General features: G+C 71.8%; 13 protein-coding genes. 4 read left to right on the top strand and 9 right to left on the bottom strand.

Annotation, left to right across the window (positions count from 1 at the left end):
• Nucleotides 1-70: 70 nt before the first annotated feature.
• Both ACQPXB_RS04500 and ACQPXB_RS04495 read left to right on the top strand, forming a co-directional pair.
• Nucleotides 71-1,105 (top strand): zinc-dependent alcohol dehydrogenase family protein, encoded by a 1,035-nt coding sequence (locus ACQPXB_RS04500; RefSeq protein WP_366575674.1) that lies wholly within the window; start codon nt 71-73, stop codon nt 1,103-1,105.
• A gap of 73 nt (nt 1,106-1,178) precedes the next feature.
• Nucleotides 1,179-2,624: an aldehyde dehydrogenase family protein gene (locus tag ACQPXB_RS04495; protein WP_432849627.1), complete on the top strand. Its 1,446-nt coding sequence runs from the start codon at nt 1,179-1,181 to the stop codon at nt 2,622-2,624.
• A 3-nt stretch (nt 2,625-2,627) separates the two neighbouring features.
• Here ACQPXB_RS04495 and ACQPXB_RS04490 read toward each other — a convergent pair whose 3' ends face one another.
• Genes ACQPXB_RS04490 through ACQPXB_RS04470 form a run of 5 tightly spaced genes read right to left on the bottom strand, consistent with a single transcriptional unit; the run spans nt 2,628 to nt 7,761 of the window.
• Complete coding sequence (locus ACQPXB_RS04490; protein WP_366575677.1) at nt 2,628-4,091, bottom strand: FAD-dependent oxidoreductase; 1,464 nt, start codon at nt 4,089-4,091, stop codon at nt 2,628-2,630.
• 59 nt (nt 4,092-4,150) lie between these two features.
• Nucleotides 4,151-4,684 (bottom strand): hypothetical protein, encoded by a 534-nt coding sequence (locus tag ACQPXB_RS04485; protein ID WP_432849624.1) that lies wholly within the window; start codon nt 4,682-4,684, stop codon nt 4,151-4,153.
• 37 nt (nt 4,685-4,721) lie between these two features.
• Nucleotides 4,722-5,273 (bottom strand): hypothetical protein, encoded by a 552-nt coding sequence (locus ACQPXB_RS04480; protein WP_366575681.1) that lies wholly within the window; start codon nt 5,271-5,273, stop codon nt 4,722-4,724.
• Between the two features lie 56 nt (nt 5,274-5,329).
• A complete protein-coding gene (locus tag ACQPXB_RS04475) occupies nt 5,330-6,022 on the bottom strand; it encodes a maleylpyruvate isomerase family mycothiol-dependent enzyme (RefSeq protein WP_432849621.1) in 693 nt (230 codons plus the stop codon).
• 32 nt (nt 6,023-6,054) lie between these two features.
• A complete protein-coding gene (locus tag ACQPXB_RS04470; RefSeq protein WP_366575685.1) occupies nt 6,055-7,761 on the bottom strand; it encodes a GMC family oxidoreductase in 1,707 nt (568 codons plus the stop codon).
• A 172-nt stretch (nt 7,762-7,933) separates the two neighbouring features.
• Here ACQPXB_RS04470 and ACQPXB_RS04465 point away from each other — a divergent pair, with 172 nt between their 5' ends.
• Entirely contained in the window at nt 7,934-8,515 is a 582-nt protein-coding gene (locus tag ACQPXB_RS04465; RefSeq protein WP_432857296.1) for a GNAT family N-acetyltransferase, read from the top strand.
• A gap of 78 nt (nt 8,516-8,593) precedes the next feature.
• Here the strand turns inward: ACQPXB_RS04465 and ACQPXB_RS04460 are convergent, their stop codons facing one another.
• On the bottom strand, nt 8,594-9,733 hold the full coding sequence (locus ACQPXB_RS04460; protein ID WP_366575687.1) for a GuaB3 family IMP dehydrogenase-related protein: 1,140 nt from the start codon (nt 9,731-9,733) through the stop codon (nt 8,594-8,596).
• Nucleotides 9,734-9,914: 181 nt separating this feature from the next.
• On the opposite strand from ACQPXB_RS04460, the gene ACQPXB_RS04455 reads away from it, so the two are divergent.
• Nucleotides 9,915-11,192: an MFS transporter gene (locus ACQPXB_RS04455; protein WP_432849618.1), complete on the top strand. Its 1,278-nt coding sequence runs from the start codon at nt 9,915-9,917 to the stop codon at nt 11,190-11,192.
• On the opposite strand, the gene ACQPXB_RS04450 is transcribed toward ACQPXB_RS04455, so the two are convergent.
• From ACQPXB_RS04450 to guaB, 3 genes are all read right to left on the bottom strand, one after another.
• The gene (locus ACQPXB_RS04450) at nt 11,095-11,592 is read right to left on the bottom strand and encodes a hypothetical protein (RefSeq protein ID WP_432849616.1); all 498 of its coding nucleotides are present in this window, start codon (nt 11,590-11,592) and stop codon (nt 11,095-11,097) included. The two genes, ACQPXB_RS04455 and ACQPXB_RS04450, sit on opposite strands and share 98 nt — an antisense overlap.
• Before the next feature lie 77 nt (nt 11,593-11,669).
• A complete protein-coding gene (locus ACQPXB_RS04445; protein ID WP_432849614.1) occupies nt 11,670-12,113 on the bottom strand; it encodes a DUF3574 domain-containing protein in 444 nt (147 codons plus the stop codon).
• A 78-nt stretch (nt 12,114-12,191) separates the two neighbouring features.
• Nucleotides 12,192-13,703: an IMP dehydrogenase gene (gene guaB, locus ACQPXB_RS04440; protein ID WP_360597460.1), complete on the bottom strand. Its 1,512-nt coding sequence runs from the start codon at nt 13,701-13,703 to the stop codon at nt 12,192-12,194.
• Nucleotides 13,704-13,716: the final 13 nt, after the last annotated feature.

Below are 13,716 nucleotides of genomic sequence, written 5' to 3'. Positions count from 1 at the left end.
GTCATGAGGAATGAATCCCGGCCCGGATGACTCGGAACAGGTGAGACGCGAAAACCCGGAAAGGATCTTTATGCGAGCGACACTCATCTACGGCGCCGGCGACGTCCGAGTGGAGACGGTGGCCGACCCGAAGGTGGCCCAGGCGACGGACGCCGTGGTCCGCGTCTTGCGCTCCTGCATCTGCGGCAGCGACCTGTGGCCGTACGGCGGCATGGCCGCGCAGGAGAACGGCCGCCCGATCGGCCACGAGTTCCTCGGCATCGTGGAGGAGACCGGTGCCGACGTGACGAGCGTGCGCAAGGGCGACCTGGTCGTGGCGCCGTTCGTGTGGTCGGACAACACCTGCGAGTTCTGCCGCGAAGGGCTGCAGACGTCGTGCCTGCACGGCGGCGGGTGGGGCGCCGACGGCGTCGACGGAGGCCAGGGCGAGGCCGTGCGCGTGCCGCAGGCCGACGGCACTCTCGTCAAGCTCCCGCACACCGAGGACGAGGACCTGCTCGCCTCGATGCTCACGCTGTCGGACGTGTTCTCCACCGGGCACCACGCGGCCGTGACCGCGGGCGTCACGGCGGGCAAGACGGTGACCGTGATCGGCGACGGCGCGGTGGGCCTGTCCGCCGTGCTGGCCGCGAAGCGCCTCGGTGCCGAGCACATCGTGCTCATGGGCCGCCACGAGGACCGCACGAACCTCGGCCGTGAGTTCGGTGCGACCGACGTGGTGGCCGAGCGCGGCGAGGAGGGCATCGCGCGGGTGCGCGAGCTGACCGGTGGCCACGGCACGCACACCGTGCTGGAGTGCGTGGGCACGAAGCCGGCGTTCGAGATGGGCCTGGGCGTGGTGCGCGCGGGCGGCGCGCTGAGCCGGGTCGGCGTGCCGCAGTACCCGGAGGGCCCGATCGGGCGCTCGGTGTTCATGCGCAACGTCACCATCACCGGCGGCGTCGCCCCGGCGCGGCACTACATCCCGGAGCTGCTGCCCGACGTGCTCGAGGGCCGCTACCAGCCGGGCCGGGTCTTCGACCGCACGATCGGCCTGTCCGACGTGCCGGCGGGGTACCAGGCGATGGCCGACCGCGAGGCGCTGAAGGTGCTCATCAAGCCGTGAGCGACGCGCCGCGTGAGCCCCGTAAGGGTGGGGGTTCACGCGGCGCGCACCGCGCCCCCATACCTTGGTACGCATGGACATGATCACCCCGGAGCCGCGGCCCGCGTGGGTCGCCGGACGGGCGGAGCAGTGCGCCGAGACCCTCGTCGTGCGGCACCCGGTCGACGGCAGCGAAGTGGCGACCGTGGCGGTGCCCGGCGCGGAGCAGGTGGAGCGCGCCGTGGCGGCCGCCGCGGGGGTCGCGCGGGAGTTCCGCCGCTCCCCCGCGCACGAGCGCGCGGCGGCACTGGAGCACGTCTCGCGCGGGTTGCGGATGCGGGCCGAGGAGATCGCCGAGGTGATCACCGCGGAGAACGGCAAGCCGCTCAAGTGGGCGGAAGCCGAGGTCAATCGCGCGGTTTCGGTGTTCCGCATCGCGTCCGAGGAGGCCCGCCGATTCAGCGGTGACGTGCAGCGGCTCGACGCCGACCCGTCGGGCGACGCGCGCCTGGCGCTCACGCGGCGGGTGCCGCGCGGGCCGGTGCTGGGGATCTCGCCGTTCAACTTCCCGCTGAACCTGGTGGCGCACAAGGTCGCGCCGGCGTTGGCGGTCGGCGCGCCGATCATCGTGAAGCCGGCGCCGCGCACGCCGTTGTCAGCGCTCATCCTCGGCGAGATCCTGGCTGAGACGGATCTGCCGGCCGGCGCGTTTTCCGTGCTGCCGTTGGGAAACGAGGCGACGCAGGCGCTGGTGGCCGACCCGCGGCTGCCCGTGGTGTCGTTCACCGGCTCCGGCCCCGTCGGCTGGTCGATCGCCGACGCGGCGCCGCGCAAGCACGTGGTGCTGGAGCTCGGCGGCAACGCAGCGGCCGTGGTCCTGCGCGATTGGCCCGACCCCGAGGGCGCGGCGCAGCGCATCGCGACGTTCGGCAACTACCAGGCCGGGCAGTCGTGCATCTCGGTGCAGCGCGTGATCGTCGACGCGGCGGTGGCCGAGGAGTTCGTGCCCGCGCTGGTGGAGGCCGTGGAGGCCCAGCAGACGGGTGACCCGTACGACCGCAACACCGACGTCGGCCCGGTCGTCGACGAGGCCGCGGCCGAGCGGATCATCGCGTGGGTCGAGGAGGCCGTGGCGGCCGGCGCGAAGGTGCTCACGGGCGGCACGCGCGAGGGCACGCAGGTCGCGCCGACGCTGCTCACGGACGTGCCGCCGGACGCGCGCGTGTGGTCGGAGGAGGTCTTCGGGCCGGTGCTGGCGGTGTCCGTTGTGGACGGTGTCGACGAGGCCTTCGCTGCCGTCAACGACTCCGCCTACGGGCTGCAGACCGGCGTGTTCACCTCCGACGTGCAGCTGGCGTTCCACGCGTCGGCCGAACTGGAGGTGGGCGGCGTGATCATCGGCGACGTGCCGTCGTACCGCGCGGACCAGATGCCGTACGGCGGCGTGAAGGGTTCGGGCGTCGGACGTGAGGGTGTGCTGGCGGCGATGAACGACCTCACCGAGGAGCAGGTGACGGTGTTCACCGGGGTGGATCTGTAGGGCTCAAGCGGACTGCGCGAACTTGAGGACGCCGTCCGGGTCGTAGGTCTTCGCGACCTGGTCGAGCCGGGCGGCGTTGTCGCCGTAGTACGCGGTTTTCCAGTCGGGCATGGCGGGGTCGACGTAGTTGACGTAGCCGCCGCCCGCGCCCGCGTCGGCGAGACCGCTGACCACAGTGGACACCGACTTGGCGACGCTCGTGTGATTGCCCGTGGTGGCCGGCGCGTAGACCTGGATGCTGGCCAGCGCCTTGCGGTGCGGGAACGCGGTGTCGGCCGGGGCGACGTCGGCGACCGCGCCGCCGAGGCCGTCGATGAGCAGATCCATGCCCTTGTGGCCGGCGGCGAGGTCGCTCACCTTCGCGCCCGCCACCGGGTCGGTGATGATCCGCGACGAGGCCACGAACGTCTGGCGCGCGGAGCTGCCGGAGAAGTAGTTCATGGCGCCGCCGTAGCTGAGGCTCTTCATCGTGCGGCTGGACGGTGCCGCGTTGAGCTTACCCAGCAGGGAGTTGAGCTCGGCGGTGCCGCCGACGAACGCGCCCCCGACCCGGCACGCCACCGGCGAGCCGCCGGACACGACGAGGTTCGACCAGAGCTCGGGCGGGGTCGTCGGGAGCCACTGCTGCCACGCGTCGAGCACGTCGCCGGCCGAGCCGCCCGGGAAGTGCAGCGAGAACACCGTGATCCCGGGTGCGGGATCGGTGCGGAAGGTGAACGACGTGACGATGCCGAAGTTGCCACCCCCGCCGCCGCGCAGCGCCCAGAACAGGTCGGGCTCGGAGTCCGCGCTGGCGGTGCGCAGCTTGCCGTCGGGGGTCACGACCTGGGCGGAGACGAGGTGGTCGCAGGTGAGGCCGTACTTGCGCGCCACGACGCCGATGCCGCCGCCGAGCGTGAGCCCGGCGATGCCGACCGTCGGGCACGAGCCGGCGGGCAGGCAGCGGCCGGCCTTGGCGAGCGCCGCGTAGACGTCGCCCAGCCTTGCCCCGGCGCCGATCACGACCTGGTCGCCCTGGACCTGGACGCTCGACATGCCGCCGACGTCGACGATCAGGCCGCCGTCGGGCACCGAGTAACCGGCGTAGCTGTGTCCCCCGCTGCGGGCGGCGATCGGCAGCCGTTGCGCGGCGGCTTCGAAGCAGGCCTGCACGTCTTCCGGCTTGCGCACCTTCGCCACGGCGGCCGGGGTGTGGCCGTCGAAGAGCGGGTTGAAGCCCCGCTTGGCCGTGGCGAACCCGCTGTCGGTGGGCAGCAGGAGGTCGCCGCTGAGCTTGCTCCTCAACGCGTTCCAGTCCGGCGGTCCGGACGGCTTCGTCGATGTCGGCGGCACCGGTGTCGTCTTGGTCGGCGTGGCCGTCGCCGGTGGCTGCCCGGTCGGCGCCGAGCCCGGCGCACACGCGGCGGCCACCGCACCGAGGGTGGCGAGCCCGGCGGCCCGCAGCAACGTCCTTCTCCCGACAGTCATGTTTGATCAGACGTTCCGGACAGCGGGGTGGTTCATCGGATCGCCCGAGCGAGTGTCGGTCAGCTCAGCAAGCAGGTCCCGGCTTGAGCCATGAACCGCTTGGTGGCCGGGTCCTTCGCGAGGGTAGCCCTGGCGGTTTGCAGTGCCGCTTCGACCTCGGTGCTGATCGCCTCGACGGCGTCGCCGAAGGTGCTGCTGTCGGTGGTCGGCAGCTGGTCCGCGTGCCGTTGGGCCTGGGTGAGTGCGGCTTCGAGCTTGCCGTAGGTCGCGGACAGCCGGTCGCGCGCGGGGCTCGCCGGGGCGGCGGCGACCTTCGCCTCGTTGTCGTGCACGATCTGGACCATGGCCGCCGTGAGCCGCGCGGCGGTCTGCTGGTCCTGCTGACGTTGAGCGGGATCACCGTGGGTGTTGACCGCTTGGGCGCCGAGGTTCCGCAGCGCCGTCCGCGAATCCCGGAGCCCGTTGCAGAAGGCGCCCACCCAGTGCCAGGCCAGCTCTTCGGCCGGGGACAGGGTCGGAGCCGCCGGCTTCGACGGGGCGGGAGCGGGCGGCGGGGCGGCCGCGCAGCCCGAGACCGTCAACGCGACCGACACAACGAGGAGTGAGAACCGCCGCACGAGCCGAGCCTTTCTAGGAGCAGACCGCGTAGTCGCGCAGGAAGCGGCCCGTCGCGGGTTCCGCGGCGAACACCTGGCGCGCGGCTTCGAAGGAGGTGTGGACCTGGCCGGCGTCGGTCTGGAGCTGGGGGCCGAACGTGGCGGCGGCGGAGGGCGACAGCTGGGCGACGCGCTGCTGGATCCGGGTGAGATCGTCCCGCAGCTGGGCGTACACGCCGGTCAGGCGGTCGCGGGCAGAGCTCGGCGGGGCGCTCGCGACGTGGGCCGCGTTGGTCTTCACCACCTGCGCCAGGGTGGTCAGGTTCTGGAGCGCGTCCTGCTGGGCCTGCTGCCGCTCGGCGGTGGTGGCGTCGACCATCGCCGCGTACGGGATGTCGTTGAAGCCGGTGTTCTTCAGCGACAGCAGAGCTGCCGACGGGCCGCTGCAGAACTCGCCCACCCAGTGGTAGGCGGTGTTGTCCACCGGCGAGGACGACGCCGGCGAAGGAGCGGGAGCAGGCGGGGTCGCCGAGCAGCCCGAAACCACCACCGCGGCCAGCACAGCCGCAACCGAAGACCAGCGCACGAAAGCCGTCCCTTCCCCAGTACCCGGCAAAGCCAAGCACAACGGGAAAAACCGCCTCACACCAGGGACTTGAACTCCGGCACGGGGCCGTCCAGCGCGGCGCCGGGGCCGCGGCCCGACAGCCACGCCAGGAGGTCGCCGGGGGTGCCCGTGACGAGGCCGGCGGAGCCGTCGGCCATGGTCCACGTGTGGGTGCCGTCGGTGAGGCGGATCGGGGGCAGGTCGCCGAGGTACATGTTGATCATGTTGGTCACGACGTCGTCGACGTAGTCGCCCAGCAGGGAGCACGCGCTGGTGAAGTCGTGGCCGGCGTCGAGGTCGACGAGGTGGATGGTGGTCTCCGCGAGGCGCAGTGTGAGGGCATCGGCGCCGGTGATGGCCTGGCCGCCGCGGCCGCGGACGGGCGCGGTCCACGCGTGGTCCGGCAGCGAAGCGGCCAGGTCCACGAGCCGCTCCCCCGACGTGACGACGTCGGCGAGGATCTCGGTGGCACCGCGGGTGGCGCCGGCGTTGATGTCGTCGTCGCGGGCGGTGCCGGGGCCGTACATGGGGTGCTCGACACCGGTGGCCGCCCAGGTCAGGAGGTTGCCGACGGCGTCGGCGTTGCGGGCCAGGTGCGAGAGCAGGTGCGCGCGCGTCCAGCCGGGCAACGCGCTCGGCGCGCGCACCGCGGTCTCGTCGAGGGAGCCGATGACCACGGCCCACTCGTCCTGCAGTTCCTTCACGCGGGTCAACGCCGTTGTCGTCACCCGGCGATCGTAGGAGCTATCGGCCGTGGGAGCTATCGGCGCAGCGCGGCCGGGGCGTCGGAGGGAACCGCCGGGTTCTTCGGCGCCACCGCGTCCAACCGTGCGTACGCCGCGTCCTGCGCCGGTCGCTGGTCAACCTCACCCTTGTTGGGCCAGAACGAGAACGCCCGCTCGGCCTGCGCCGTGATCGTCAGCGACGGGTTCACGCCGAGGTTGGCCGTGATCGCCGAACCGTCCACAACGGACAGTCCCGGGTAGCCGTAGACCCGGTGGTACGGATCGATCACGCCGGACTCCGCGCTGTCGCCGATCGGCACGCCGCCGATGAAGTGGGCCGTGAGCGGGATGTCGAAGATCTCGCCCCACGTGCCGCCCGGCATCCCGCCGATGCGCTCGGCCGTGCGGACGTTGGCCTCGTGCCCGGCCGGGATGAAGCTCGGGTTGGGCTCGCCGTGACCCTGCTTCGACGTGTACTTGCGCCGCCCGAAGAGCCCGGGCCGCGTGTACGTGGTGATGGAGTTGTCGAGGCTCTGCATCACCAGCAGGATCACGGTGCGTTCGCTCCAGCGGTAGCCGTTGAGCAGCTTCGCGGACTGCAGCGGGTGCTTGACCAGGAACGTCAGCGCCTGGCGCCAGCGCGGCACCGGCGAAGCGCCGTCGGTGGCGACGGTCTGCAGCAGGCTCATCGCGTTGCTGCCCTTGCCGTAGCGCACGGGCTCGATGTGGGTGTTCTCGTCGGGGTGGATCGACGACGTGATCGCCACACCGCGGCTGAAGTCGCGCGCGGAGTCGACCGCGGTGCGCGCGGCGCCGATGATCGCCTCGGAGTTCGTGCGCGTCAGCTCGCCGAGCCGACGCGACAACCGCGGCAACGCACCCGTGTCCTTCATGCGGTGCAACAGGTTCTGCGTGCCCCACGTGCCCGCGGCGAACACGACCTGGCCCGCCGTCACGGTGGTGCTGAAGCGCTTCGAGCGCGTGCCGGTCTTCTGCAACGTCACGCGGTAGCCATCGCCCACCGGCTCGACCGAGGAGACGGTCGTCAGCGGGATGACCTTGGCCCCGTCCTGCTCGGCGAGGTAGAGGTAGTTCTTGACCAGCGTGTTCTTCGCGCCGACGCGGCAGCCCGTCATGCAGGCGCCGCACTCGGTGCAGCCGACGCGGTCGGGCCCGGCGCCGCCGAAAAACGGGTCGCGCACGGTCTCGCCGGGCTTGCCGAAGTACACGCCCACCGGCGTCGGGTGGAACGACTCGCCCACACCCATGTCCTTGGCGACGTCACGCATCACCACGTCGGACGGCGTCAGCGTCGGGTTCGTGACCACCCCGAGCATCCGGCTCGCCTGGTCGTAGTGCGGCGCGAGCTCCGCCTCCCAGTCGGTGATGTGCGCCCACTGGCGGTCGGCGTAGAACGGCTTCAGCGGGCGGTACAACGTGTTCGCGTACACCAGCGACCCACCACCGACGCCCGCGCCGGCCAGCACCATCACGTCGTTGAGCATGTGGATGCGCTGGATGCCGAAACACCCGAGCTGCGGCGCCCACAGGTACCGCTTGAGGTCCCACGACGTCTTCGCGAACTCGTCGTCCGCGAACCGCCGCCCCGCCTCCACCACGGCGACGCGGTAGCCCTTCTCGGTGAGCCGCAGCGCCGCCACGCTGCCCCCGAACCCGGACCCGACCACGACGACGTCGTAGTCGGGCCCGCCCTGCGCTGTGGTGGTGTTACTGGCAGTCACAGGTCCGAGCGTAACCCGGGGATGTCCTTCTGACCAGAGGTAAGTTACTCGCCGGTTACATGGCCGAACCGCGGAAGCCGGACTCGGCCAACCGATACGATGCCCGCCGATGACGGTGAATTCGGTCCGAGCCCGGCGACGGGCCGGCGAGGCGAGCCAGACCGGCTTGAAGGTGCGCCTGCGCGAGATCCGCCCCGCCGACCACCGCGTGCTCGCCGGATTCGACCGCGACGCGGCGCGTGGCCACGACCTGCGCCTCGGCGGCTACCGGCACTGGGCCGCGCACCGCGGCCGGGTCGCCGACTCCGGCGACGACTTCCACTTCGCCATCGAGGCGCGGCACAGCCGGGCCGTGGTCGGGTCCATGTGGATCCAGGCCGATCCGGCGACGCGCCGCTTCAGCTACGGCATCGGGATCGGCCCGCAGCACCGCCGTTGCGGGTACGCCGCCGACGCCGTCACCGTGCTGCTCACGGTCATGTTCGAGCAGCGCGGCTACCGCGAGTGCGTGGTGAGCGTGAACGGCGCCAACTTCGCTTCCCTTGCGCTGCACGGAGAACTCGGCTTCCGCGAGGAGGGCCGGCCACGCGACACCGAGCTGCGCCTCGGGGAGGTGCGATATCCCGTCCTGATGGGACTCACCGCGGCCCGGTTCGCTGCGCACCAGCGGCGCGGTCCCCTGCGTCCCGAGCGCGGACGGCATTGGCGCACCCCGAGGCGCGGCCGGCACTGGGCGTCCCGCACAGCGTCCTGAAAGCCTGAAGTCCTGAAAGCCTGAAGTCGTGAAAGAGGCCCCCACGTCCAGGACGCGGGGGCCTCGGCAAGCGAACGATCAGCGGCGGACCGTCAGCCCGACCCGCTGGAACTCCTTCAGGTCCGAGTACCCCGTCTTCGCCATCGCGCGGCGCAGGGCGCCGAAGAGGTTCACCACGCCCTCGGCGTCGGACGACGGGCCGAAGAGCAGCGTCTTCAGGTCCACCGCGTAGTCGGAGTCCGGGCCGGCCACGACGCGCGAGCGGGGCAGCGACGGGTGGGCCGCGGCGGCGGTCCAATAGAGGCCCTGGCCGGGGGCGTCGGAGGCGGTCGCCAGGGGCGCGCCGAGCATCACGGCGTCGGCGCCGCAGGCGATGGCCTTGGCGATGTCGCCCGAGGTGGTCATGCCGCCGTCGGCGAGGACGTGGACGTAGCGGCCGCCGGTCTCGTCGAGGTAGTCGCGGCGGGCGGCCGCGGCGTCGACGATGGCGGTGGCCATGGGGACACCGATGCCGAGCACGCGGTCGGTGCTGGTGACGCCCGGGGTGTAGCCGTGGCCGACGATCACGCCCGCCGCGCCGGTGCGCATGAGGTGCATGGCCGTGCGGTAGTCGCTCACGCCGCCGGCGATCACGGGCACGTCGAGGCGGCCGATGAACTCCTTGAGGTTGAGCGGTTCCGCGTCGCGCTCCACGTGTTCGGCGGAGATGATCGTGCCCTGCACCACGAGGATCTCGACGCCGGCGGCCAGCAGGTCGGGGGTGAGCTCGGCGGCGTGCTGCGGGCTCACGCGCGCGGCCACCGTGACGCCCGACTCGCGGACGGTCTTGATCGCCTCGCTCAGCAGGTCGAGCCGGACCGGCGCGGCGTGCAGCTCCTGCAGCTCACGGACGACGGCCGTGGGGTCCTCGGTGTCCTCCGCGGCGCGGACCAGCCGGAAGATGGCGTCCTCGACGTTGGCGTGGCGCGCCCACAGGCCCTCGGCGTTGAGCACGCCCAGGCCGCCCAGCTCACCGATCGCGACGGCCGTGCCCGGCGACACGATGGCGTCGGTCGGGTGCGTGACCAGCGGCAGGTCGAAGCGGTACGCGTCGATCTGCCACGAGGTCGACACCACCGACGACGACCGCGTGCGCCGCGAGGGCACGATCTCCACGTCATCGAGGTCATACGCCCGCCGAGCGGTGCGACCCATCCCGATCTCGACCAGATCCCGCACGTGATGTCCCTTCTCGCACCGACGACAACGTCGTCCATTGTCGCTAGTCCGCGTGGGTGACCAACGCACGGGGCCTCTTTCGAGGGCGAACAACCGCAGGTTGTGCACCACGTCACGAGGTTGTTTGCCACCGCCGTTTCGCGCGCTGTTGGATGCGTCGGACGACAACAGGGGGACGAGAGTGGCGCTGGGGCAGGACTTCCGGAGGTTGTGGCTCGCATACGCCACGAGCACCGCGGGCACGTGGCTCGCGCTCGACGCGTTCCCGTTCATCGCCGTGACGGTGCTCCACAGCAGCACCACCGAGGTCTCGGTGCTCGCCGCGGCGGGCCTGGCCGTCGGCGCGCTGATCGCCGTGCCGCTCGGGCCGTGGGTGGAGTTCCGGCGCAAACGACCGGTGCTGGTCGCGATGGACCTCCTGCGGTTCGTCGCGTTGCTCACCCTGCCGCTCGGGTACGCGCTCGGCGGGCTCACGTTCGGGCAGCTCGTGGCCGTGTCGGTGGTCGTGGCGGCCGCGGACATCGTGTTCACCGCGGCCAGCGGCGCCTACCTCAAGGGCCTGGCCACCGGTGAGGACCTGCTCGTGGCCAACGGCCGGTTCGAATCGACGCAGTGGACCGCCACCGCCGTCGGGCCGCCGTCGGGCGGGGCGTTGATCGGCGTGTTCGGACCACTCACGACGGTGGTGCTCGACAGCGTGAGCTACCTGCTGTCCGCGCTCGCGATCGGCGCCATCCGCACGCCCGAGCCGCCGCCCACCGCGCGTCCGGCGACAGTCCGGACCAGGGACGTGCTCGACGGCTGGCACTACATCCTCGGTCACCCGCGGCTGCGCGCGTTGTTCCTCAACACCACGCTGGTGAACGGCCTGATCATGGCGACCTCGCCCCTGCTCGCGGTCCTGCTCCTGCGCGAGCTCGGGTTCGCGGCGTGGCAGTACGGGCTGGCGTTCGGCGTGCCGTGCCTGGGCGGGCTGCTCGGCTCACGGCTGTCGCGCCGCATCACCGCGCGCTTCGGCCCGGACCGCGTGCTGCTGGTCACCGGGACGCTGCGCGTGATCTGGCCGGTGGCGCTCGGGTTCACCCCGCGTGGGCTCGCCGGGCTGGGGTTCGTGATGCTCGTGGAGTTCGGGCTGATCCTCACCATCGGCATCTTCAACCCGGTGTCCGCCACCTACCGGTTGCAGGAGACGGAAACCTCGCGCGCCGCCCGCGTGCTGTCGGCGTGGAGCATCACCGGCGGCGCGACGCGGGCCGCGCTGACGCTGGTGTGGGGCGCGCTCGGCGCGTGGCTCGGCACGCGCGAAGCGATCGGCCTGGCTGGGCTGCTGATGCTGGCCACGCCCGTGCTGCTGTGGCGGGTCAGAACAACGTCGCGCCCGCCACGGCCCCCGCGATCGCGGAAAGCAGGCCCACCGCGAGCGACACCGGCAGCGCCCGTTTCCCGCCCCGCACCATGAGGAACACCGCGTAGGCCAGCACGATCACCCCGACCAGGCCACCCCACACCGGCCCGATCAACGACGACGTGCGCACCCCGACCACCTCGTCGCCGCGGCGCACCTCGCGCACCGCGCCGGACCGGTTCGAGCGCGTGAGCTCCACCGCGGTGCCGACGCGGGTGTCGAGCGCCGGATCCACGCTCAGCATGTCGACGTTCTCGCCGCCCTCCGTGAGGAACCGCAGGACGTAGCGCGTGGGCGGGTTGTCGGGGTCGCGCACCTCGTCGCAGCTCACGACGTGGGCCGCCTCGACGTGCGACGGCCCGGCGACCTGAACCACGACGCCGGCCCCGACGGCCGCCGGCATGGCGAAGCCGACGACGACCACGAACAACTCGGCGAGACGATCCGCTTTCACCGCACCACTCAGCCGCACCGCGGCCGTCGCCGTGAGGGGACAAATGCCGCTCAGCGTTCGGGGCCCCGGAATCCGCGTCAGAAGGAGACGCGCTCCACGGAATCCGTTCGCAGCACCGACTCCTGCTGGAACAGCTTCTTGTAGTCCGTGCGGATCTGCTCGAGGTCGGTGTCGGCGTCACGATCGTCGAACGGGTACAGGATCACGAGGACGATCGAGTGCTCGCGCGTGATCTCACCCGACGCGATCCGGTACTGGCCCGTGCCTTCGAGCTGGGTGAAGCCGTCGGGGAAGCGCGGGGTGACGTCCTTCGCGGTGAAGTCGGCGAAGTCCGCTTCGCTGACCACGCCGCCGTCCGGCTTGCCCGTGCCGAAGTAGAGCTCGGTGCGTTTCCAGACGTCGCCGCGATCAGCGGTCGCGGGCGCGGGGGTATTGACCGGCGCGGCCACCGCCGCTCCCCCGCCGGCGCCCAGCAGTGCCGCCGCCGTGACCATCAGCACAACCCGTCGTGAAATGGACATCCCGCCCGCCCCCTCCGAGAAAGATCAACGTCTCGAAGTGTGCCGGGACGGGCGGGATGTCCGGAAGATCCGAACGAGTTACCGCGCGGAGTAGTTCGGGGCCTCGACGGTCATCGTGATGTCGTGCGGGTGGCTCTCCTTCAGCCCGGCCGCGGTGATGCGGACGAGCTGCGCCTCCTGCAGCTGCGGGATCGTCTCGGCGCCCGCGTAGCCCATGCCCGCGCGCAGGCCGCCGACGAGCTGGTGCACGACGTTGGCGAGCGGCCCGCGGAATGGGATGCGGCCTTCGATGCCCTCCGGGACGAGCTTGTCCTCGTTGAGCACGTCGTCCTGCGCGTAGCGGTCCTTGGAGTACGACTTGCCCTGGCCGCGCGACTGCATCGCACCGAGCGAGCCCATGCCGCGGTAGACCTTGAACTGCTTGCCGCCGACGAGGATCAGGTCGCCGGGCGACTCGGCGGTGCCGGCGAGCAGGCTGCCCAGCATCACCGTGGACGCACCGGCCGCGATGGCCTTGGCGATGTCGCCGGAGTACTGGATGCCGCCGTCGCCGATCACCGGGATGCCGGCCGGGCGGCAGGCCTGGTCGGCCTCGTAGATCGCGGAGATCTGCGGCACGCCGACACCGGCGACGATGCGCGTGGTGCAGATCGAGCCCGGGCCGACGCCGACCTTCACGCCGTCCACGCCCGCGTCGACGAGCGCCTGCGCGCCCGCGCGCGTGGCGACGTTGCCGCCGACGATGTCGACGGTGTCGCCCAGCTCCTTCTTCAGCAGCTTCACGGTCTCGACGACGGCGCGGGAGTGGCCGTGGGCGGTGTCGACCATCAGCACGTCGACGCCGGCCTCGGCCAGCGTCATCGCGCGCTTGTGCCCGTCGGCGCCGACGCCCACGGCCGCGCCGACGATCAGGCGGCCGTCGGTGTCCTTGGTGGCGTTGGGGTACTGCTCGGTCTTCACGAAGTCCTTGACCGTGATCAGGCCGCGGAGCTTGCCCGCGCCGTCGACGATCGGCAGCTTCTCGATCTTGTGCCGGCGCAGGAGGCCGAGGGCCGCGTCGGCCGTGACGCCGACCTGCGCGGTGATCAGCGGCGCCTTCGTCATGACGTCGCTGACCAGACGCGTGTAGTCCACCTCGAACCGCATGTCGCGGTTGGTGATGATGCCCACGAGCGAGCCGGACGCGTCGGTCACGGGGACGCCCGAGATGCGGAAGCGGGCGCAGAGGGCGTCGACCTCGGCCAGCGTGTCGTCGGGCGAGCAGGTGACCGGGTCGGTGACCATGCCGGCTTCGGACCGCTTCACCACCTCGACGGCGGCGGCCTGCTCGTCGATCGGCAGGTTGCGCTGCAGCACGCCGATGCCACCCTGGCGCGCCATGGCGATCGCCATGCGGGCCTCGGTGACGGTGTCCATGGCGGCGGAGACCAGGGGAACGTTGAGGGTGATGTTGCGCGTGAGGCGGGTGCTGGTGTCGACCCCGCTGGGCACCACGTCGGATTCGGCCGGCAGAAGCAGCACGTCGTCGAAGGTCAGGCCCAGCATCGCGAACTTGCTGGGCACGGGGGCGGTGATGCTTTCGCTGGTCATAGCGGGCGAAGGG

Source organism: Amycolatopsis sp. CA-161197, from assembly GCF_050942255.1.
Classification (GTDB): domain Bacteria; phylum Actinomycetota; class Actinomycetes; order Mycobacteriales; family Pseudonocardiaceae; genus Amycolatopsis.
The sequence above is the reverse complement of the archived record's forward strand: the minus strand, read 5'-3'. Positions and strand labels throughout refer to the sequence as shown.